Origin of the sequence: Amphibacillus sediminis NBRC 103570, from assembly GCF_001552275.1 — a bacterium.
GTDB lineage: Bacteria > Bacillota > Bacilli > Bacillales > Amphibacillaceae > Amphibacillus_B > Amphibacillus_B sediminis.
In genome coordinates this window covers 11953-34323 of sequence record NZ_BCQW01000025.1, presented here as the reverse complement: position 1 = coordinate 34323, position 22371 = coordinate 11953, and the positions used below count along the sequence as shown (strand labels likewise).

14 protein-coding genes and 3 pseudogenes are annotated in these 22371 nt (G+C 37.3%); 11 read left to right on the top strand and 6 right to left on the bottom strand.

All coding sequences use genetic code 11. The features are described 5' to 3' along the window. Window positions 1-452 precede the first annotated feature (452 nt). A complete protein-coding gene (locus ASE01S_RS12820; RefSeq protein ID WP_067843086.1) occupies window positions 453-2378 on the top strand; it encodes a beta-glucoside-specific PTS transporter subunit IIABC in 1926 nt (641 codons plus the stop codon). Between the two features lie 135 nt (window positions 2379-2513). Here ASE01S_RS12820 and ASE01S_RS12815 read toward each other — a convergent pair whose 3' ends face one another. The 3 genes from ASE01S_RS12815 to ASE01S_RS12805 all read right to left on the bottom strand — a co-directional run bounded on the left by ASE01S_RS12815 (window position 2514) and on the right by ASE01S_RS12805 (window position 5910). Further along, window positions 2514-3134, bottom strand: coding sequence for a GNAT family N-acetyltransferase (locus tag ASE01S_RS12815; RefSeq protein WP_067843083.1), 621 nt, complete (start codon window positions 3132-3134; stop codon window positions 2514-2516). Window positions 3135-3629: 495 nt separating this feature from the next. Then, complete coding sequence (locus ASE01S_RS12810) at window positions 3630-5339, bottom strand: DUF2207 family protein (protein WP_067843080.1); 1710 nt, start codon at window positions 5337-5339, stop codon at window positions 3630-3632. Window positions 5340-5343: 4 nt separating this feature from the next. Beyond that, entirely contained in the window at window positions 5344-5910 is a 567-nt protein-coding gene (locus ASE01S_RS12805) for a LemA family protein (protein WP_067843078.1), read from the bottom strand. A 436-nt stretch (window positions 5911-6346) separates the two neighbouring features. Here ASE01S_RS12805 and ASE01S_RS12800 point away from each other — a divergent pair, with 436 nt between their 5' ends. From ASE01S_RS12800 to ASE01S_RS12770, 6 genes and pseudogenes are all read left to right on the top strand, one after another. Next, window positions 6347-7144 carry a MurR/RpiR family transcriptional regulator gene (locus tag ASE01S_RS12800; RefSeq protein WP_067843075.1) on the top strand — a complete coding sequence of 266 codons (798 nt, stop codon included), beginning with the start codon at window positions 6347-6349 and terminating at the stop codon, window positions 7142-7144. Between the two features lie 90 nt (window positions 7145-7234). Then, the gene (locus ASE01S_RS12795; protein ID WP_067843073.1) at window positions 7235-8665 is read left to right on the top strand and encodes a glycoside hydrolase family 1 protein; all 1431 of its coding nucleotides are present in this window, start codon (window positions 7235-7237) and stop codon (window positions 8663-8665) included. Between the two features lie 35 nt (window positions 8666-8700). Next, window positions 8701-10158: a M81 family metallopeptidase gene (locus ASE01S_RS12790; protein ID WP_067843070.1), complete on the top strand. Its 1458-nt coding sequence runs from the start codon at window positions 8701-8703 to the stop codon at window positions 10156-10158. Between the two features lie 15 nt (window positions 10159-10173). Then, the gene (locus tag ASE01S_RS12785; protein WP_067843068.1) at window positions 10174-11550 is read left to right on the top strand and encodes a M24 family metallopeptidase; all 1377 of its coding nucleotides are present in this window, start codon (window positions 10174-10176) and stop codon (window positions 11548-11550) included. Window positions 11551-11905: 355 nt separating this feature from the next. Further along, complete coding sequence (locus tag ASE01S_RS12780; RefSeq protein WP_067843064.1) at window positions 11906-13285, top strand: PTS transporter subunit EIIC; 1380 nt, start codon at window positions 11906-11908, stop codon at window positions 13283-13285. A gap of 377 nt (window positions 13286-13662) precedes the next feature. Continuing rightward, window positions 13663-14915 (top strand): annotated as a pseudogene (locus ASE01S_RS12770) (DUF5068 domain-containing protein). Between the two features lie 135 nt (window positions 14916-15050). Here ASE01S_RS12770 and tnpA read toward each other — a convergent pair. Beyond that, window positions 15051-15521: pseudogene (tnpA, locus tag ASE01S_RS12765) on the bottom strand (IS200/IS605 family transposase). A 207-nt stretch (window positions 15522-15728) separates the two neighbouring features. Between tnpA and ASE01S_RS12760 the strand changes: the two are divergent. The 3 genes and pseudogenes from ASE01S_RS12760 to ASE01S_RS16540 all read left to right on the top strand — a co-directional run. Continuing rightward, entirely contained in the window at window positions 15729-16040 is a 312-nt protein-coding gene (locus ASE01S_RS12760; protein ID WP_067843054.1) for an ArsR/SmtB family transcription factor, read from the top strand. Between the two features lie 4 nt (window positions 16041-16044). Beyond that, entirely contained in the window at window positions 16045-16272 is a 228-nt protein-coding gene (locus tag ASE01S_RS12755) for a hypothetical protein (protein ID WP_067843051.1), read from the top strand. A gap of 775 nt (window positions 16273-17047) precedes the next feature. After that, window positions 17048-17200, top strand: a pseudogene (locus ASE01S_RS16540) (transposase); the annotation flags it as partial. 459 nt (window positions 17201-17659) lie between these two features. On the opposite strand, the gene ASE01S_RS12750 reads toward ASE01S_RS16540, so the two are convergent. Together ASE01S_RS12750 and ASE01S_RS12745 are read right to left on the bottom strand one after the other, a co-directional pair. Beyond that, window positions 17660-19078, bottom strand: coding sequence for an MATE family efflux transporter (locus tag ASE01S_RS12750; protein WP_067843048.1), 1419 nt, complete (start codon window positions 19076-19078; stop codon window positions 17660-17662). 477 nt (window positions 19079-19555) lie between these two features. Continuing rightward, window positions 19556-20539, bottom strand: coding sequence for a LacI family DNA-binding transcriptional regulator (locus tag ASE01S_RS12745; RefSeq protein WP_067843046.1), 984 nt, complete (start codon window positions 20537-20539; stop codon window positions 19556-19558). Window positions 20540-20920: 381 nt separating this feature from the next. Here ASE01S_RS12745 and ASE01S_RS12740 point away from each other — a divergent pair, with 381 nt between their 5' ends. Then, window positions 20921-22351 (top strand): glycoside hydrolase family 1 protein, encoded by a 1431-nt coding sequence (locus ASE01S_RS12740; protein ID WP_067843043.1) that lies wholly within the window; start codon window positions 20921-20923, stop codon window positions 22349-22351. Window positions 22352-22371: the final 20 nt, after the last annotated feature.

Genomic DNA, 22371 nt, shown 5'->3' with positions numbered 1-22371 from the left:
GACAAGCGCTCAGCTTCGTGTTAATTTTAAATTGTAAATGATTTAACAGTATAATTTTATATTTTAAATTTAGGAATGTTACCTATTTTGGGCATAACCTGAATCAATTGTAACGGACATAGGATTTATATGTCTGCGTGCATTGGTTCGGGTTTTTTGTTTTTAAAAATGGTAACAATAAAGTGAAACTACGTTCAGTGGGTGTTTCGACACATAGGATTTGCTTGTGCAGACCTTGCGACACGACGTCGCGAACTTAGTCATATTCCTACTCCCCTACTGAACGTTAATTGAACCAATCAGGCCGTTACTGGCTATTGGATCTCCCACTTAGACATAATGTGTTCCCTTATTTCTTGAAGTGGGAGGCTTATAAAAGCCCTTCGATGGGGCGAGTAATCGTAGCCCCAGCCGGCTACACTGCGATAAACAAAATAGAGAGGGTGTTGATCATGAGTTATGAGCAATTGGCAAAAGACATTATTGCAAATGTTGGTGGAAAAGAAAACGTTAACAGTGTCGTTCATTGTATTACACGGCTTCGCTTTAAATTAAAGGATGAAGGTAAAGCGAATACAGAGGTGTTAAAAAAAATGGATGGAGTTGTCACTGTTCGGACAAGTGGTGGCCAATACCAAGTGGTCATTGGTAACCATGTGCCTGATGTTTATAAAGCCGTCGTTGAGGAAGGGGGGTTCCAAGCGCAACAATCAGCGGATCTTGATCAAGATGGCAAAAAAGGTAGTGTATTTGATCGATTTATTGACATGATCTCTGGAATCTTTACGCCTATCCTTAGTGTATTAGCTGCTTCAGGTATGATTAAAGGTTTTAATGCATTATTTATAGCAGTAGGATGGTTGGAGGAAGCGAGTGGGACGTATCAAGTATTAAATGCGACAGGTGACGCACTCTTTCACTTCTTACCAATCTTGTTAGGTTACACGGCGATGAAAAAGTTTGGTGGTACTCCATTTCTAGGTATGGTTATTGCGATGGCACTTGTTTATCCAAATCTTGAAGGGATTCCTCAGGCAGGAGAGCCTCTATATACACTGTTTACTGGAACGATGTTTGAATCACCTGTCTATCTTGAATTTTTAGGGATTCCAGTTATCTTAATGACCTATTCAACGTCAGTTATCCCTATTATCGTTTCGACATTCTTTGCCACAAAAGTTGAGCATTTCTTTAAGAAGGTGGTTCCATCCGTTGTTAAAATGTTTCTCGTTCCCATGTTTACCTTTTTAATTATTGTTCCATTAACATTTATTATTATTGGGCCAATTGCGACTTGGGCAAGTCAATTGTTAGGGGAAGTAACCGTTTGGGCTTACAATTTAAGTCCAGTTATCGCGGGGCTATTCCTTGGTGGTTTTTGGTTAGTCTTTGTTATGTTTGGCTTGCATTGGGGGCTCATCCCAATTGCTATGAACAACATTACGGTTTATGGTGCGGATTCCGTTTTAGCTTTAGTGTTTGCTCATTCCTTTGCACTAGCGGGTGCAATTTTGGCAGTTTGGATTAAATCGAATAACGCTAAGACGAAATCACTTAGTGCACCAGCCTTTATCTCAGCCATCTTTGGTGTTACTGAACCAGGGATGTACGGGATTGCTTTACCACTAAAAAGGCCATTTATTTTTACGCTAATCACTTCAGCAATCGGTGGTGCGGTCTTAGGTTTTGTAGGGACAACCGGATATGTCATGGGGGGACTCGGTGTCTTCCAAATTCCTAGTTTTATTCCTCCAGAAGGATTTGACATAACGGTTGTCGGTGCGTTAATCTCAGCTGCTGGTGGCTTTGTCCTAGCATTTTTCTTAACCTATTTCTTTGGAAATATTAATAAAATTGAAGGCACAGATCCTGCAACTAATCAGGCAGAAGAAAAACAGCTAGAGTCTAATAAAGCTCCCATTCAAAATGAAGTTGTAACAAGTCCTTTGATCGGGCAGGTTAAATCTTTAGAATCAATCGAAGATACGGCCTTTGCATCAGGTGCAATTGGCAAGGGGGTTGCGATCGAACCGCTAGAAAATAAAGTGTTCTCACCCGTAGCAGGGACAGTGACCACATTATTTCCAACGAATCATGCCATTGGAATTACTTCGGATCAAGGTGCAGAAATATTAATTCATGTTGGAATGGACACAGTAAAGTTAGACGGTAAGTATTATAAAGCACATATTGTACAGGGTGATCGAGTCGATCAAGGTCAGTTATTATTAGAGTTTGATGGTGATCGTATTAAGGAAGAGGGCTATCCATTGACAACACCAGTCGTCATAACAAACCATGAGCCCTATCAGGTTTCAATAACAAACCAACAAGAAGTAAAAGCACAGGATGTCTTAATGGAATTGAAGGGGAAATAGGAGCAATATAAAGAGGAAACGTGTTTCATCGTAGAACACGTTTCCTACATTACCTTTCTAAATACACTGGTCGCTCAACTTTATTGACTATCCTAAAGGTATGACAAGAAAAAATCACCAGTTATTGTCAAAAAATCAAGCTTCACTTGGCTGAGGCTCTCGTATGAATGTCCAAACAGTCATGTCCAAATTAGCTAATTTTGTTTCTGTTAATATGTTGAAGCCGAAATGCTGATAAAGTGAGGCGTTAGCTTCGGTCTCTGTTTCTAAATAAATCGGTATATTATCCTGTTCACTTTTTTTAATTAAGGCATTCAACAAGGCTTTGCCGTAGCCTTTACCTTGGTACCCTGGTGCGACACCAATGACTGCCAGATAATAATATTGTCGATTCTTCATCTGTTGAGCGCGCTTGTTACTTAGATGGGTAACAAATGGCATTACTTTTCGATAGGCTTGATTGCTCATTCGTATGGCGGGGAAGATCGCACCACTTCTAATCATGCGCCATAGCGTCATTTCAGCAGCATCTCCCTTTGTCCAAGCCATGATGCCTTCTAATTGATCGGAAGGCGCATATACTTCACCATATTTGAAAGCATATGTTAGCGGAACTGTATAAAAGGCCTTGTATTTATCTTTATAATTGGGTAGATCTTGAAAAGCTTTGAACATGGGATCATCCATAAAGGCATTGACAAGTACTTCACTTGCGTGTGCTAGATCGTGCTTTTGTAATCGATAAAGCTGGTTCACTGTAGATCGCCTCCGATACTTTTAAACTCCGTTTGCTTATTCATATTATACATGATTATTTCCCTGACAAGACCAGACAATGAAAATTAAACCTTTAACATTCAAATGGTTTAAAAACTTTAGGGGCATACTTTAAGAGGGTGTAGGTAAATCCAATTAATTTTTGCTTATGACCTTGATATCGACCATTTACCATAATAGTAAATACGCCTTAGCGTATTTGCTTCCAGATGTTATCGAGCTTCACCGCTAACTTTTTGCTGAAAATCTATGGCAGCCACTGGAGGCTTTAACTTGATTTAGCCGAGTAGGCATTCACCTCACCACTTATAAAGTGAGGCTTCTGCATTTCGGTTTTCCCCCTTTAATCAGCTGATGTGGCTACCCAAGATATAATTAGCAAAGTTACTGATTAACATCGATATCCTGAAACAAAAGCTTAAATAAAAACGTAGCAAGCATCCTATTTGCTTTACTACGTTTTTATAAGTTGGCCTAGCGTGAACCACCGCCGCCGCCACCAAAGGATCCGCCACCTCCGCCAAAGCTGGTAGAGCCACCACCACCACTGGCTGCACTGACAGCACTGCTATAACCGCTTGACATGTTTCTTGAGAAGGCATGCATTAAATAAATATCGGTGTAGGAAATATGTGTTTCCTCAAAATATTTAGGATGGAATTTTTCTAATTGCTCGGCGACCTGCTCGGCAATACCATAAAGGCTTGCCCAAATAAGCAGATCATCCCATAAGGCAACCTCTTGCACTTCACGCTCACTTAGTAATGAAAAATCCTTTAAATAATTTTCAAATTGAACAATATGATTATAGAGTTGCTCACCTTTAGCTGTGCCTTTGACAACTTTAGTCGTCATTCGACCCAAATACTTGACATCAATTTCCTCAATATAGTACTCCTTAATAAGGAGTTGCTTCGATTTTTTTGGTAAATCTGTTTCGATTTTTTGAATTTCTTTGTAATGCTTACGCGCCCATTTTTTAATTTGGTCGTCATAGAGAACGCCATCTGAATTTGCTGCTGAGGAAATAAGTTGCCAGAAACGATTTTCGAATTCTGAATAAAACGATTCTCTCTGATCAAACTTGATAACGGTAGCTTCTTTTTTTCGGAAGTGACCGGTGTCTTCCTTCGTAATCGAAAGGCGTTCTTCCTTCAACCATTTTAGCATAAAGGCATTAAAATAGGCTTCTATGCCCCCTTTACCTAGTCCCTTTAGTAAGTACGCAATATCGGTGATCTCTCCATATTGATATGGAACACTCCGATAGTATTTGTCCTCATTCATTTTGATTCGTTTCATTCCTGTGATGAGAGGGTTTGCCTGTTTAACTGCACGTGAGTAGGCTAGCCCGTAAACCAAAGCGATCACACCAACAAAGACAGCGATAATAGCAAGGCCAATGATCATTAGCGTGACGATGAAATTATCCGAATCTGAAGACGCATCATTGTAGCTACTGCCTTCGTTTGCAATCTCCTGCTGCTCGCTTAATGTTTGATCAAGCGAAAGTCTCGGCTGAAAGGGGCTATCTAGGAATTGCATTAAAATTGTAATGTAATTCTCATCTGTTAAAGCTGTATTTGACCAGCTGACGAGCTGCCCATCCTCAAGGTGAATTTTGCCCTCAAAGCCGTAGCCCCAGATGAGTGTGTTATCAGCGGTAAAGGGCTGGGGACCTGTAATTGTGATCGTAGCCTGTTCAGGATTGATGTTATCTTTGCCATTGAAAAATCGCCAGTTCATTCCTTGCCCGTCTTCAAGCTGACGCACCATATCGGTAATTGTATACGTTACGGTGTATTCATGCTCACCGTATTCACCAATCCCCCAGCTTAGTTCAAGCCCATTACTCGTCTCGACAATCCCATACTTCCCAGCCTTCTCCTCACGACTAGCATGGATATCCCAGTCAGGTTGATACGTTAATGGCTCACCAAAATCACTGACATGAAAATCAGTGACCTCAGATCCGCCTAAGTTTTCCATTACAATATAGATTTCGGTATCTTCGGTTAAGTACATTTGTCTGGTTTCAGTAATAATACCAGAGCCATCCTCTTGTAGTTCAATATGGTAATCGATTGAAGCCATCGAGTTTGCGTAGACGGTTGAGGCTAAAGTCAAGCTAACGGTCAGGAGCAACACGAATGCTATCGAAATTTTTTGGAATATTTTGCTCATAAAATCAACTCCAGCTTGGCATGTCTGTTTTACTTGTTGTATTTTCAAAATAAGCTTCTGTTGTAAATCTAAACAGTGAAGCAATGATATTTGAAGGTACAGATTGAATAATTCTGTTGTATTTCGTTACCGTATCGTTGTAAATCATTCTAGATTGGCGCACTTGTTGCTCGTAGCGATCAACATTTTTTAGTGTTTCCTGATACACCTGGCTTGCTTTTAAGTCTGGATAGCTTTCTGCAATCGCCAATAACCTTCCCATCGCTTGACCGAAAAGCTCATCGTCTTTATTCACTTCTGCTACTGCAGCGTTCTGCCCTAGTGCTGTGCGCTGTTCTGTAATTGATTCAAGCGTTTTTGCTTCATATTCGGCATATTGCTTTGTGCCTTCTATCATATTTTGTAAGGCATCCCAGCGTGACTCAAGCTGGGCCGCAATTTGGCCCATTGAATTTCGGACAAACTCCCTTGCACTAATAAGCTGATTGTATGTTGACATTGCCCAAAACACTAAAACGACAATCAGCAAAGTAAATAAAATGAATCCGATATTATTCATAAAAAAATTCATGCTAACATCCCCCTTATTGTTTGTCTTTCTATTATAGCTGTTGCCGCTCCAGTTTAGCTATAATAATTTGGGCGCAATATGCCCATATAACCGTTATACCCTTTTTTTATGCTGCTCTAACCTATTTTATTTCACTTGAATCGATTTCTATCAATAAAAATAACTTATTTTTACTTGACGCTTATACACGGGCGGTATTAACATTAGGATAAGTTATCAGCAGTGCTTCTAGACCGGGCTTGATAATCATCCCCTAGTTCAGAGCCATGTTAATGCTACTTCGCTGAATGCTGGCTCGTGCTAACGTATTAACGAAAACGTGTGCGAATATAAACGAACGATTGAGAAAAACTGATAGAGATCTTTATAAACTACTGAAATGATAATATGATGCTTAGAATTTATTCCATCTTTTTGATTAAAAGGGGGATCGGCGATGAACATTAACAATTTAGGCTTGTTAAATACGTTAGCTACGATTATTAATGACGGGGAACGCGATAGTGATTACGCTATTACAGAATTCATCCTAAATAATATTGATAATGTTAGTCATATCTCCAATAATATGATCATGGATGAAGCGTTTGTCTCTCGCTCAGCGATCAGAAGATTTTGTAATAGACTCGGCTATAAGAATTTCAGTGAATTAAAGAATTCCCTGTCTGATATTATCTTTCCTTCTAATATACATTTACGTGAGTTTGAGCATGTGAAAGCTTATCGGAAAAAAATGAATCAAGAATTAGCTAAGATGATTGAAGATATCAATCAACTCATTACCGATCAGGTCCTTGATCAATTGGTTGACTTAATTAACGACTATCAAGATATCTCGATCATTAGTGCTAATAATACAAGCAGTAATTTATTAAAATTTCAGCAAGAGCTTTTTTATGCGAAAAAGATAATTAGACTTGTAAATCATTACTACGATAATAATAATTTGAAGGATTCTTTTGGACAATCAAGTCTTGTCTTTGTGGTATCAGTATCGGGTATATTTGCCAAAGCGATTAATGATATCATGCACGGAATTAGTGGAAAAAAAATATTAATTACGGCAAACCGTAACGAAGCGTTTGTTAAATCATATGATCAAATTATTTATATTAGCAAGAACGACATATTATGGAATGACAATTTAGGTTTGTATGGCAAATATGGGATCACCTATTTCTTTGATTTATTGTCAGAGCACTACATTTATAAGTATAAAAAGAATAAAGGGTAAAGCAGTGGTTCAAAAATTGAATCACTGCCTTTTTTTTTGTGAGTTACAATGAGTCTAAAGAAAGCGATTAATTTTCAAGGAGGTTATATTATGCGAAAGTATGCAGACGTTTTTAATAAAAAAGATTTCCTTTGGGGATCTGGAACTGCCGCTTATCAATGTGAAGGGGCCTGGGATATAGACGGTAAGGGTGAAGGTGAATGGGATTACTTCAATCACTACAGTGTCTTAAACATTAACCATGAAGATGGAGACGATGCAAGTGATTTCTATCATCGATACAAAGAGGACCTTAATTTGATGGCAGAAGGTGGACAAAACACTTATCGTTTTTCAATTTCGTGGGCACGTATCCTGCCGAATGGAACAGGTGAGGTCAATCAGCAAGGTATCGATTTCTATAATGATGTGATTAATTATTGTTTGGAAAAAGGTATCGAGCCGAATGCTACCCTATTTCATTATGATTTACCGCTTACGCTTGCTGCTCAGGGCGGCTGGTTGAATAATCAAATCACAGATCACTTTAATGAATATGCCAAAATTTGTTTTAAGGAATTTGGTGATAGAGTCAAGATTTGGTCAACCATTAATGAACCGCGTTACTATAGCTATTGTACAAATATGGTAGGGAACTATCCACCCAATCGCCATATTGATATTCAATCCTATTTTCAATATCAATATAATCTAATGCTAGCTAGTGCGAAAGCGATTCATTCATTTAAGGAGATGGGAATTGACGGTATTATTGGGATTGTACACGATAACGGTAATGTTGAGGTTGATCCTATCAGTGAAAATAAGGAAGAGCTATTTAAGGTTGCTGACTTCTTTTACAACCGAATGATTTTAGTTCCAGCACTTGAAGGAAAACTACCAGATGAACTTGATGAAATGAAGCAAAAATTCAATTTTATGATTTATCATAGTGAGAATGACAAAGAGATCTTTAGCAAAGGAATAGGCGATTATTTAGGCCTTAACTTATATAACAGACAATATGTTAAGCATTGGGAGGCTGGTGAAACCGAAATTTTCCACAATAACAAAGGGGCTGGCAGCACAAGCTTAGAAGGTATTCGTGTTAAAGGATTGTTTGAAAGCTCATTCGATAAAAAAGTCAGACGTAATAAGTGGGGAAGAGAAGTTAATCCTAGAGTGATGTATACGGCATTGCTTGAAATAAAAGAACGATATGGAAATCCATTAGTGATGATTACTGAGAACGGACATGGTATCTATGAAACCCCTGATGCGAATGGCTATGTAGAAGATGATGAGAGAATCGAGATATTTAAGGAATTTTTGGACTATATGTTAAAGGCAAAAGCCGAAGGGGTTAATGTCAAAGGCTACTATCACTGGTCAACGATGGATCTATATAGCTGGATTAATGGATATGCCAAAAGATATGGATTAGTCAGAGTAGATTTTGATAACAACTTTAAACGTATCCCTAAAAAGAGCTATTACTGGTATAAAGACTTCATCAACCAATACTATCAAAGTCACTCGTAAGCAGCGACAGAATTTCACAAGTAGAAGGTGATAATATGAAGGTTTTGATCGGTCATTATACGTTGGAAAGCAATGAACATGTCAAAGGATTAACTGAGCTTGATAGTTTTAACCTTAAATTTGGAGATCGTCTTTTAAGTACCATGCATGTGGAGGATATCTTTCGTGCCCATAATATTGAACTGATTCCGGCTATCTTTGCTGATGCACATTCTGCCAAGGTTCTGAGTAAAGAAGCGTACAAGTATATTCATGACAAAATGATTCGATCGGTTAAAGAAAATCTGCATGACTTAGATGGAATTTATCTATTCCTTCATGGCGCAAGTAAAGTGGAGGATTTACCTGAAGGGTCAGGTGAAAGACAGCTACTAAAAGATATAAGGCAACTAACAGGTCCATATCTACCCATCTGTGTGGTTATGGACCCCCACGGGAATTTAACAGAAGAGTATGTATCGATGATGACCATTGGCCGTTGTTACCGACATTCGCCGCATACCGATTTAGTCGAAACCCATCGATTGGTTGCCAAAATGATGGTGGACTTACTCAATGATAAAAAATCATTGGTTGCGCAATATCGCAAGCTGCCCTTCGTTTTAGGTGGGGAAAGAAGTGTTTCAACAGATGAGCCTATGATCTCGATCAACAAAAAGTTAGACGAGATTGAACAAGACGCACGAATTTTGAGCGCTTCCTTTCACGTGGGCTATTTAAGGCATGATAATTTTGCTGCCGGATCAGGTTTGGTAGTTGTTCCTTCTGATATGAAATATAAGGACTATGCCCAGACGGTCTTAGATGAGCTCTATCAATTTTGTGTCAGCAAATACAGTGAATTTGATTATCACGGTCATGCCTTAGACGTGCCAGAAGCGATTAAACAGTCGATCGAATCTGACGATAAGCATGTCGTTGTCACGGATTCAGGCGATAATGTCACCTCTGGAGCAATGGGGAATAACACTTATTTATTAAATGAATATTTAGCGCTTGAAAATTACAACAACAAGCAATTGCTGTTTGCTGGCATTACTGATGAGCAAACATTTCAATTGATCAGTAATAGTGACTTTGATGATTACTTTGATATTGAGTTAGGAACAGATTCAGATGATATGTCTAGAAAGGTAAAATTGACTGTCAAAGTTAAAGGTAAGGGCATTCTCCAACAGACTTTTGGCGATACAGATAACTATGGAGAAACGATTACACTATCAATGAAAGATAAACCCATTGATATCGTCCTTATTGATAAATCGGTAAGCTTTGCAGAAAGGCATCAATTCAATGCGGCGAATATTGATTTAAGTCAATACCATTTAGTGGTTGTCAAGCAAGGCTATATATTCCCTGAATTAAAGGAATATTGTGATTACTCAATCATGGCCTTAACTCAAGGACCAACTAATCAAAAAACTGAGAATATTGTTTTCAAACAAATCATGCGCCCAATGATGCCATTTGATGAAATAGATGAAACAGATTAAAACAAATAGAGGGTGATGACAATTAAAGCAGATGTGAAAAAAACAAAAGCGCCAACTCCTGATAATGCAGGTGTATTAATCCCGCTTACAGATGAAACGATCGAACAAAGACTTGGTAAACTGCTAAATTTGATGGATCAGAATGGGGTAACGTCCTTAATTATCTATGCTGACAAGGAACATGGTAGTAACTTTGAATATTTAGTTGGGTTTATACCAAGATTTGAGGAAGCATTATTAGTCTTAAATATTGATGGCACAAGCACACTCATTTTAGGTAATGAAAACTTTAATAAGGCCCAGTACTCACGTATTAAAGCTGCAAGTAAGAAATGCTCTTTATTCTCGTTGCCAAATCAACCGATGGGTGGTTCAGACGAATTAGAGGCCATCTTATCTGAAGTGAAGATCGATACAAATTGTTTAGTCGGCATAGCCGGTTGGAAGCTGTTACCTGAATCGAATCAACAATTTGATATTCCAGACTTTATCGTTAAAGCATTAACTTCAGTAGTTGGACGAGAAAAATTAATCAATGCCACCGATTTATTGATAAGTCCGAAATATGGCGCCAGAATCACTAACAATGCCAATGAAATTGCCCATTATGAATACGGAGCTTCCTTAGCCTCGGATGCTGTTCTTGAAGCTATGGATCGGCTGGCGTTAGGTAAAAGTGAAATAGAAATAGCCGAACATTTAAATAAACACGGCCAATACAATAGTGTTGTGACAATTTGTGCTTTTGGGGCAAGGTTCGTTAAAGGCAATCTCTATCCTGCTAATCATACGTTGAGTAAGGGTGATAAGGTTGCACTAACAGTTGGTTATAGAGGTGGATTATCAAGTAGATCAGGGTATGCTGTGGAAAGCTTATCAGAACTTGAGCAAGTCGATAAGAACTATTTTGCTGAAGTGGTTGTACCATACTTTAATGCCTATCACTTTTGGTTAACGAATATCAAAATTGGCGAGAATGGCGGAGATTTTTATCGTAAATTTGCAGCCTATTATCCAAAGGAAAAATTCGGATGGTCGCTCTGCCCAGGACATTTGACTGCAGAAGAAGAATGGTTATCTTCTCCTTTTTACGAAGATTCGGATGCGACTACTCAGTCAGGGATGATTCTACAGGTTGACTTTATTCCATCTCAACCTAATCACCATGGCGTATCTGCTGAAAGCACCATTGCATTAGCGGATGGAAATCTTCGTCAGGAAATGAAACAAGAGTATCCTGAGTTATGGAAGAGAATTGAAAAGAGAAAAAAATATCTGTCTGAGGAATTGAATATTCATTTATCCGAAGAAGTTCTTCCATTAACTAGTACAGTAGGCTATTATCGACCTTATCTTTTAAGTAAGGAATGTTCTCTATATATAAGTGAATAACTTTATCGCAGTGTAACTGGCTGGGGCTGCGATTACTCGCCCCATCGAAGGGCTTTTGTAAACCTTCCACTTCAAGAAATAAGGGAACAGGTCATTTCTAAGTGGGAGATCCAACAGTCAGTAACGGCCCGATTGGTTCAACTAACGATTAGCGGGGAGACGTCGTGTCGCAACGACATCCTATGAACCCCACTGAATGAAGTTTCATTTTATCTTTTCGATTAAAGTTATTCCCCCTCCGTTCGGAGGGATTATACCGAAAGTTTAGAAAGCGATTACACAAATAGAGGGTAGGCCGTATATTTGATAGCATGAGTTAATTCTACCAGTCTCTAACACAAAGGAGTGAATTTGGATGAAATATTTAGAAATGTCAAAAAAAGCATTAACGTATATTGGGGGAAATGAAAATATAAAACAGGTTGGTCATTGTGCTACACGATTAAGAATTGATGTTAACGATGATAGTAAAGTTAATCGTGAAGCCTTAACAGATTTAGAGGGAACACATGGGTTTGTTTTAAAAAATGGACAAGTCCAGCTAATTGTTGGGGCAAGTGTAAATGACGCCTATCATGATTTTCTTGAAATATCAGGCTTTAATGCACTGAAGTCTGATGATACAGCACCTAAAGAGTCAACAACCAATCAGAAAAAGAATTTTATGTATTATATGAACCTTGTCGGAGGATTTTCTGCAGAAATTTTTATGCCGATTGTACCCGCTTTAATTACTGGTGGTGTCATTTTAGCTGCCAATAACTTTATGATTAACTATTTTGGGGTATCAGCAGATAGCGGTACAGCACAAATCATTTTAGCTATTTTTAGCGCTGCGTTCTCTATGTTACCGATTTATTTAGGTTTTACTGCCGCCAAAAAACTAAAAATGGAACCGATCATGGGGGCTTTTCTTGGGGCAATATTAGTAAGTCCATCTATTAGTAGCATTGAAGGTCTCGACTTTTTTGGAATTCCGGTTGTAACCGTAGATTATGGTGGAAGTATTTTACCCGTTATTATGGGTGTTGGATTCATGTATTATGTGAATAAGTATGTCGATAAAGTGATCCCTGACTTTGTTAAGTTTCTGCTTAAGCCATTCATAACGATGTTAATTGTGGTACCGTTTACTTTAATTTTGTTTGGACCAATCGGAACCGTTCTTAGTACGTATGTTGGAGATTTTGTTATTTGGTTGATGAATACAGCTGGATTTATTGCATTACCTATTTTAGCAGCATTATATCCTTATATGGTTATGTTTGGGTTAGATAAAGCAATTATGCCAATTGGTTTCAATGCTGTTGCAACATTGGGATTCGATCCTGTCGTAGTAGGGATGGGGTTCATTTCAAACTTGTGCGTTGGAGCCTCTGCATTAGCCGTGAGCAGGCTAGTTAAAAAAGATAAAGAAAAAAGTGGAGCCTATTTATCCTTTGGTCTTACAGGTCTGTTTGGTATTACTGAACCAGCCTTTTACGGTGCATTAATTGGTCGTCCGAAAGCATTAATTGGTACAGCAATTGGTGCCATTGCAGGAGGTCTAGTTGGAGGGATTTTCTATCTAAAGAGTTATGTAATGGGTGGAGCTCCAGGGCTATTCACATTATTGTTCTTCTTAAATCCAGACGGAACAATGGGGAATATGATTTTGGCACTTGTGACAGCCGCAGTCTCTATTACAGTTTCGTTTATTGCAACAAGGATTATATTGCGTAACGGAGAAAAATAGCAGATCATGATTTTGAGTGATGAAAAGGTGAGGAATCGAGCGATCCATGGTCGTAGCAACCGGATTTGATCTGAACAGGTTGCTGGGTAATTAGAACAGCTTAAATAGATTGTCTTGATAACTAGGACATCAATCACCTTTGCAGAAGATAACTGATCGTAATAATAAAGGTAGTATTGTACAAGCATTTATATTTACTAGAGTCTTCTTCTTGTAGAACAGAGTATTGGGAAGTATAGCTAATACTCTGTTTTTTTGTGACGATCAAAGGAGAAGAAGGTCCATCTCTATTTGATCGGGTGACTTTTTACCCCTATCCCTATAAAGTTAAGTTTGCTAGAATATTATGGTATTACAAAAAATGGGGGTAGAAAAACTTGAGAAAATTATGGTTTATCCTGTTTGTTTTAATAACTAGTTTGATAATTTATAGTGGATGTGGTGGTGATCAAGACGCAGATCTAGGCGATGATGTAAATGAGACCGAAAGCAATATTGAAGAACAAGAAGATGAAGGGGAAGCAGAAGAAGTCGGACTAGATGATAATCGAGATCTATCGGGTGATTTTGCACCTTTAATACAATTTATTGAAGAAGAAACACAAGGAACTACAAAGTTATTTATGAAAATAATGATGCCCAAGTCCATGAGATGGAAGGGGTTAAAGTATCATTAGATGCTTACACGCTTATTGAACTGAATGATTTTCATACAGATTACAGCATTCCCTTCAATGATATGACAGATGGTGGCGTGCTTATTGCGAGCTATTCAGTTACGAATGAATTAGATGAGGATATTTATTACATGCCAGATTTTTACCTTTCGTTTACTGGAGCGGATAAACATTACAACAATTATCGTAATTTACTTCCATTAGAGGAACAGTTACCTGGGAAATTAACACCAGACACGGATTATTTAGTTGAAGCAGGACAGACAGTGTCCGGTTACTATACATATCCATTTGGAGAGGATGTTTTGGCAACGGTTTTAGATTTAGGTACTGTTTCAATTGATGTGCCTGCTCCTTTTGCTAAAGCAGACGACTTTGGCTCTGAATTTGGCAGTAAGGGTAACTTTGCATTAAGCTTAAGTGCCGCGGGAGCTGAGCGAGTGGAAGCTAATCAGGCATTTTATAATGATAAAGTGACAGCAGATAATATGGGCAATAAAGAGATGATTAAAGAGCAAACTGAAATTGGGGAAAGTGAACAACTAGGTGATGTTACGGTAACGTTTGAAGGCTATCAATTTACTGAATTTACCCCTACTGAAGTTGAAGCACCACGTTTTGAGAACTTTACTAATGGTATAGTGTTGCTTACTGCCAAGTTCGAGCTCGACAATCAGAGTTCCGATGCGATCCGTCTAACATCAATGTCATCAAAATTAACGGTCAATGACGGTACTCAGTATATACTTTCAGAAAATATGCTACTCAACTATAGTTATAGTGAGCTAATTTCAGCTGGGAATTCAGGAGAGTTGCTACAAATATTCGTACTAGATCAAGAACAATATGAAAAGATTTGGAAAGATAAAGCGTTTGAAATAGAAGTTGGTCCAATTATTAACGAGGATGCAGAGGATATCTCAAAAGGACATAAAGCTTTATTTGAGCTATAAGATAATTTTCTTAGACGTCAAATTGATATTAGAAAAACTATATTCTGAAATGCACGTTTTATTGAAATCCGCCTAGTTCTTCGGCGGATTTTTGTTTTTGCACAGCATTAAAAACCCTTGGTCTTAAAGAACCTCTTATTTCTTCTTATTTTTCTCTCCAGTAAATGGATCAAATTCTTCGAATAAGGTTAACTGGTTGCTCATATAGTCCTCTTTAAGCTGGTTTCTAATCTATTCTTGAATTTGATTTTTATTTCTTCCCACTGTATCTCCAAAGTAGCCTCGACACCAGAATTTGCGATTACCATATCTGTACTTTAAATTGGCGTGACGATCAAAAATCATTAAACTGCTTTTCCCCTTTAAGTATCCCATGAATTGAGATACACTTAGTTTTGGCGGGATACTCACTAACATATGAATATGATCTTTGCATGCATTTGCCTCGTGTATTTCAACTCCCTTCCTCTCACAAAGATCTCGTACTATTTCTCCGATGCTCCTTTTATATTTTCCATAAATAATTTGCCTTCTATATTTGGGCGCAAAAACGATGTGATACTTACATCTCCACTGTGTATGTGCTGAACTATTCTTGTCCTCCATGGGACATGCCTCCTTCTTTGGTGAGATTTGGTGGTCGGGAAACCAACCATATCTTACCATGAAGAGAGGCTTTTTCGTGTCCCCTCGCTAGAAGCTCTATGGAACCCCCGGCATAGCCAGGGTTTTCAAAGACCATAACAAATATTTTTTGTTAATTTCACAAAAAAATCTTCACTTCTCTTTTCATATGTAATATAATTATTACATATGAAAAGAATACAGCATCAAAAACAATTATTAACAATATTAGACGCTTTGTCTCACCCCGTAAGATTGAAAATTATTTCATCTTTGTTTGTTAAAAGCCAATATGTTAGCGAATTGGCAAGAAGCTTAGAAATAAGTAGACCTTTACTTTATCTTCATTTACAAAAAATAGAGGAGGCTAAACTGATTACAAGTAATATGGAAATTTCAGAAACTGGTAAGGCGCTAAAATATTATAAACTAAATTCTTTTCAATTTGAAATATCCGAAAAGATGATACATAAATTAACAGAAAACAAAGGAGATTGCTAAATTTATGGCTACTTATTACTTATCTATTTTTACATTGTTACAATTGATTTTACCTATTGTTCTAGGGATATTTGTCTTTGTTTTTGTAGTAAAGACCATGAAGAAATTTGAAAAAAGAGCTGAAGAAAAATTAGAAATTGAGAGAAAAAATATTCTAAATCAGCAAAAACAATTAGATGAATTAACTAAAAAGGTAACAAATATCGAAAAAATATTAACTGATATCAACTAACAAAATAGATAGAACTTGTGACGAATTTGTGTCTTAGTTGTCAATAAATCCTCTCTCATTCTATGGAAAGCGTTGTCTGGATTATTTCCTTTCGACGCTTTTTTCTTATGTTTATCTAGTTAAATCTCAATAACATTCCTACGATTAGTCAAGCATAAAATATTTTTTACTAAGGATTATTTTACTTACCTATATTGTGCATATTGAATAAAACTTATGCGATCCTTTTTAAAACTGTTGCATTTGTGTATAATGTAAATATAGTTATTAGGTCATAGAGAACGAATATGAATAATTGTACTTTGTATTGTTTCTGGCCATGGATTGCAACCTTGTCCTTTTTAGGGTGATGTTGTTTTTCATTTGTAATAGTAATCTACAAATCATGTTTCTAACAATAAAGTATAATTTTCTCTATTGGATTCCCTCTTCGCCTATTAATGTGGCCTAGACCTGCAATTTTAACTTCGGTCAAGCTGTCTTTAACTTTACATATTTTAAAATGAAAATAGTGGGTAGTGTCCACCGTTGATGACATTACCCACTAATCTTAGTATGTTTTTAATAACTGTAAGTAGTACCGTAAGAGTTTTTACCTACATTTAATTTTAACCAGCAAGTACTACTTGCTGCACCATTATAAGCAACCCAAGTAAAATCTAGTTTAGCCGAAGCTTTATAACTAGAAGTTTCTTTCTTTCTAGTTATTTTAAGATTATCATATGTTGCCGATCCAACAACTCCTACAATTTTATAAGAAGATACCAAAGCAAATAATGAAAACTATAAAAAACGGTTGCAAATTGTGGAACATCCTTTCGGAAAAATTAAGCGATCCTTTGGCTATACTTACTTTATGGGAAGAGGGTTAGATTTTGTGAATGCAAAGGCAGCTCTATTTAGTGTTGTCTATAACTTCAAAGATTAACGAAAAAAAGGTTTCAGAAATTGTTGAGCTTTTAGCAGCTTAACAATACTGAAACACGTTTGATCTATTTAATAATGAAATGATGAAAAGTGTCTTTCTAGTAATGAATATATTTAGTTGTTAGACAGTCTGATGTATGGTGGTGTGAGAGGGGCGAAAAGTTACTTAACTTTTCCCTCTACTCGATTTTGGAAAACAGTGTGTTGTGAGTCCTTCCTACATCAAAATGTATAATTTTGTACTTTACTCTTTTTACGCTTAAACTCTAAGATGGAACTGATTCAATAAGAATAGGTATAAGGAGATTATCAAAAAAATAAAAAATAAAAGAGTTGAAATCAATTGTCAACAAACCCTTACATAGATAAATGAATGTCCCCTAAGTAGATCGTGAGAGTAAAAAAATAAAAGGTGCCCAATTTGTCACTCGACTAATTAGGCACCTTGTTTGTATGTTAGTTAAGATATCTGTTTTTCTGCTTGAAGCGTTTTGGCTGCTTGCATGACTTTTTTTGATCCGAGCGACAAGGCTAATTCTAAGCGGGTTGGCTCTTTTGTCAGGATCCGTTGTGTAAAGTAGAATGATAAAATCAAAGGCACAATGGCACTAAACCATGCGATTGGGTTTGATGCAACAGCTCCCGAAAAGCCGAAGTAACTAGAAAGAATAAGTGCACCAAATATTCGAGCAGCTAGTTCCATAACACCTGCTATTGTTGGTGCAAAGCTATTTCCAAGTCCTTGTAACGATGGACGCAGGATTAGTACAAGAGCAAGCAAGGTATAAAATGGCCATTGAATCTTAAAAAATTGTTCGGCCAAATCAAGGACAGCAGTATTATCCGCATCAACAAAAAATGAGGCCAGGAAGCGACCGCTAAATAAAAAAATGAGTCCAATTAATACGCTGTAACTTAATGTAATAGCTAGACCACTACGCATGCCCCGTTTGATCCGCTCAAACTTGCCTGCCCCGAAGTTTTGCGCCACATAGGTTGACATCGAGATTCCAATCGTTTGTAAAGGCATCGTAAGAAGCTGATCGATTTTGAGGGCAGCAGTATAAGCCGCAACCGATAAAGCCCCTAATTGGTTTAACGTAATTTGGATAGCAATAGAACCGATCGCAATAATTGAATATTGAAAACCATAAGGTAAACCAATTCGTAAATGTTCTTTGTACTCAGCCCATTCAAGCGTCCAATCGTCTTTTCTAATGCGTAGGATATGGACTTTTTTCTTAATATAAAGAATACAAAGAATTGAGGCAACAAATTGTGCAATAACGGTTGCATAACCTGCACCAGCAACATTCATGTTAAAGCCTAAAATAAATACATAATCTAAAATGATATTTAAAAATGACGTAATAATTAAGAAGATTAGTGGTGTACGGCTATCACCAATCGCTCTTAATATATTGGATAAGAAGTTAAATAGTACCGTAGCGCTAATACCACTAAAAAGAACAACCAGATAATCATAAGCATGGTCTATAATCTCTGGAGGTGTTTGCATTAGTTCTAAAATGTTCCGTGTGTTTAACGTCGCAAATACGGTTAATATGATACTAGCAATCATAGTAATAATTAAACTAACTCCTAAGCTTTTGCGCAGGCTTTTTTCATCTTTCTTACCAAAGCGCTGGGCGGTAATGACTGCGAGACCTGCAGTTAAACCAATCGCTAGACCTAAAATTAAAAATATGATGCTTCCTGTTGACCCAACTGCAGCTAGAGCATCCATCCCTAACGTCTGACTGACGATAAACGTATCTGCCATATTATAAAACTGCTGGAAGACGTTACCGAGTAACATTGGTAGTGTAAAAAGTATGATTAGCTTAAGTGGGTTACCTGATGTCATATCTCTTCCCATAACACACACTTACCCTTTCTGATAGATGTTAAATTGATATATTTTAGTAGTCTTTGAATAGTATAGCCTTATTCATTAAAAATGCAAGAAAGATGATGCATTTTTAATGAATACTTTATAAAATTTTTATCGCAATGTAACTGGCTATAAGACTCCCCTTCAAGAAATAAGGGAACACGTCATATATAAGTGGGAGATCGAACAGCCAGTAACGGCCCGATTGGTTTAACCAACGTTCAGTGAGGGAGAGAGGAAGCTGACTAAGTTCGCGACGTCATGACCCAACGTCTGCACTAGCTATCTTCATCCCATCTGTCGCAACCCCCAGTGAACAAAGTTCCACTTTACGGCGCATCTAACAGAACTTACTAAAAGAGCTAATTAGGACACCGAAGACTAGTCCAATTGAGAAAAATAAAAGGAAAGATAAATGGTTAGATAAAAAAACACCATTAGGACGGAACCTTAAAATGGTGTTTACGTTGTCTCTCCTTGAATTAATTCCACATCATAAATCGTTTGTTCGACTTGGCCTTTTTGTTCAATTTGCTTTAAAAGCGAGCGAACAAGCTGTTTGGCTAAGAGCTCAATTGGCTGTTTGATCGTTGTTAGCTTAGGAGACTGAAGTAATCGGGTGAAACTATGATAATCATAACCAATGATTTTTAATTGATCAGGCACGTTAATACCATTTTTATTCGCATAGGTTGAGAGCGTATAGGCAATGAGATCATTACTACAGAATATCCCATCATAATCTGTTAAACGGTCCTTTAGTTCTTCTTCGATGAAACGCCAGTTATCCTCAAAGGTGGCATAGATATGAGCCCCTTCTAAGATGTCCCACTCAACCTGATGTCGTGTACAGGTTATTTGAAATGCATCAGCTCGTCTATTTGAAAGCATTTCATAATTTAAAGGTCCGGATATATGCAGGAGCTTTTTGCAGCCCTGTTCAATTAAATGGTGTGCGGCTAGCTCACCGCCATGGTAATTATCGCTTGCCACATAAGGGATTTCAGCAGAAATAATCCGATCAAAGGAAACGATGGGCATAGATAAATTTTTATAGACCTCTGTATCTAACGTATGACTACACATGATCACACCATCAGCTCGGTGTTCTTTTAGCATCGTCAAATAACTGGCTTCCTTTTCCTTATCATTAACCGAGTTGCAAATGATAATCTTATAATTTTTTTCACCTGCATAGTATTCGATCCAATGCATTAACTCGCTAAAAAAAGGATGATTGATTTCTGGAACAATCAGACCAATTAAGTGGGACTGATTGGACAATAAGGCTCGAGCAATTTGATTAGGTGAATAATCTAGTTCTTTAATCGCTTCTTCAACCTTTTTACGAGTCTCCTCACCAATGTATCCCCGATTATTCATTACACGGGAAACAGTAGTCACGGATACCCCGGCTTTTTTGGCTACATCTTTTATTCCTACCATTTAACATTCCTCGTTTATTTAAAATTAATCGCTTATATATCCATTCTATTCATTATATCATGTATCAATCGTTTAACATAAAAATAAGTTTATTTATTGAAATAAAAAAGTATTTTTGATGTAAACACTGTTATTTCGAGGTCATTTGATAGAAAAAATATATGAAAACCTTTGACATAAAGATTAATAGGGGTTATGATTGTTTTAGCTTTTCTAAAGCTAGCTTTAAAGAGCAGTAGGATAAACTAGAGCATTTTTAAATAAACCTGTAAGCGTCGCCAACGGCTCTTATTGTTGGAGTCAATGATAATGATCCACTCAATGGCATTATACATAGGGAATTGATCGCTTAGGTTGAGAATCAAGGGGGAGTTGAAAGTCATGACATGGAAGGACTCATTTCTTTGGGGAGGGGCCATTTCTGCAAATCAAACAGAAGGTCATTTTAATGCGGATGGCCGTGGTTTAACGAACTTTGATATATTGCCTATGGAACCAAAGCGCTTAGATGATGTTTATCTTGATCAAGACAATATCATCAATCAATCTTATCATTTTTATTCGGGGAGACACGGAAACAACTTTTATGAGACTTACGAAAGTGATATAGAGTTGTTAGCAGAATTAGGTGTGAATAGCTTCAGGCTTTCTGTAGCTTGGTCACGGATTTTTCCTACTGGGGAAGAAGAAAGCCCTAATGAGCGTGGATTGCAATTTTATGAGAACATTTTCAAAAAGTTAAAAGAGAAAAAAATTGAACCGATTGTGACAATTAGTCATTTCGATATGCCGCTTTATCTCATTAAAAAATATGGAGGCTGGTTTAGTCGAAAAGTTGTTGATCTGTATGTCAATTATGCAACGGTCGTCATGAAAAGGTTTTCCGATTATGTGCAGTATTGGATTCCTTTTAATGAAATGAATATGATTATGCATATTCCATTTATTGGGGCTGGCTTAACCTTTACTAAAAACGAAAATAAGTTAGCGAAGAAATACCAGGCGACTCATCACCAATTACTTGCAAATGCAAAGGTGATTCAAATTGGAAGACAAATTAATTCTAATTTTAAATTTGGCTGTATGATGGCTGCGGCCAAAACCTACCCGTACACCTGTAAGCCCGAAGATGTGTTTTCTGCTTTTGAAAGCGATAAATATAATTTGATTTTTTCAGATGTTCAAGTTAAAGGGAAATACCCAAACTTCTTGGCAACCTTTTTCGAGAAAAATCAAATCCACTTACAAACAGAGCAAGAGGATTTTGAGATATTAAAAAATAATACCGTTGATTTTCTATCATTTAGCTATTATTCAAGTGCATGTAGTGTTGCGAAAGATAGTGACGTTGAGAAAGTCAAAACAAATGGACCGGACACCGTTAAAAATCCCTATTTACCAGCTTCAAATAGCGTATGGCAAGTCGATCCGTTAGGGCTCAGAATCACGCTGAATCAATTATATGATCGCTATGAATTGCCACTATTTATTGTGGAGAACGGTCTGGGTACTTATGATGATCAATTCGTTGATGGCAGAATCCATGATGATTATCGAGTGAACTATTTAAAAGAACACCTAAAAAATATGGTATTAGCAGTAGAAGAGGATGGGGTTGAACTAATCGGTTATCTCATGTGGGGAATAATTGATTTAGTCAGTGTAAGTGAAGGGAAAATGAGCAAACGTTATGGTTTGATCTACGTCGATGCAGATGACCAGGGACATGGGACCTATAAACGCTATCGAAAGGATAGCTTTTATTGGTATCAGAAGGTCGTTGAGTCAAATGGAGATTATTTATTTGATTAAATTTTCGAGGAGCGAGATAA

What these genes read in the sequence shown, in the direction of transcription:
- ASE01S_RS12810 (WP_067843080.1), bottom strand. Translation starts at nt 5,339, where the DNA reads ATGAGCAAAATATTCCAAAAAATTTCGATAGCATTCGTGTTGCTCCTG.
- ASE01S_RS12820 (WP_067843086.1), top strand. Translation starts at nt 453, where the DNA reads ATGAGTTATGAGCAATTGGCAAAAGACATTATTGCAAATGTTGGTGGA.
- ASE01S_RS12760 (WP_067843054.1), top strand. Translation starts at nt 15,729, where the DNA reads ATGAAAAGAATACAGCATCAAAAACAATTATTAACAATATTAGACGCT.
- ASE01S_RS12750 (WP_067843048.1), bottom strand. Translation starts at nt 19,078, where the DNA reads ATGGGAAGAGATATGACATCAGGTAACCCACTTAAGCTAATCATACTT.
- ASE01S_RS12790 (WP_067843070.1), top strand. Translation starts at nt 8,701, where the DNA reads ATGAAGGTTTTGATCGGTCATTATACGTTGGAAAGCAATGAACATGTC.
- ASE01S_RS12745 (WP_067843046.1), bottom strand. Translation starts at nt 20,539, where the DNA reads ATGGTAGGAATAAAAGATGTAGCCAAAAAAGCCGGGGTATCCGTGACT.
- ASE01S_RS12780 (WP_067843064.1), top strand. Translation starts at nt 11,906, where the DNA reads ATGAAATATTTAGAAATGTCAAAAAAAGCATTAACGTATATTGGGGGA.
- ASE01S_RS12795 (WP_067843073.1), top strand. Translation starts at nt 7,235, where the DNA reads ATGCGAAAGTATGCAGACGTTTTTAATAAAAAAGATTTCCTTTGGGGA.
- ASE01S_RS12740 (WP_067843043.1), top strand. Translation starts at nt 20,921, where the DNA reads ATGACATGGAAGGACTCATTTCTTTGGGGAGGGGCCATTTCTGCAAAT.
- ASE01S_RS12785 (WP_067843068.1), top strand. Translation starts at nt 10,174, where the DNA reads ATGACAATTAAAGCAGATGTGAAAAAAACAAAAGCGCCAACTCCTGAT.
- ASE01S_RS12800 (WP_067843075.1), top strand. Translation starts at nt 6,347, where the DNA reads ATGAACATTAACAATTTAGGCTTGTTAAATACGTTAGCTACGATTATT.
- ASE01S_RS12805 (WP_067843078.1), bottom strand. Translation starts at nt 5,910, where the DNA reads ATGAATTTTTTTATGAATAATATCGGATTCATTTTATTTACTTTGCTG.
- ASE01S_RS12755 (WP_067843051.1), top strand. Translation starts at nt 16,045, where the DNA reads ATGGCTACTTATTACTTATCTATTTTTACATTGTTACAATTGATTTTA.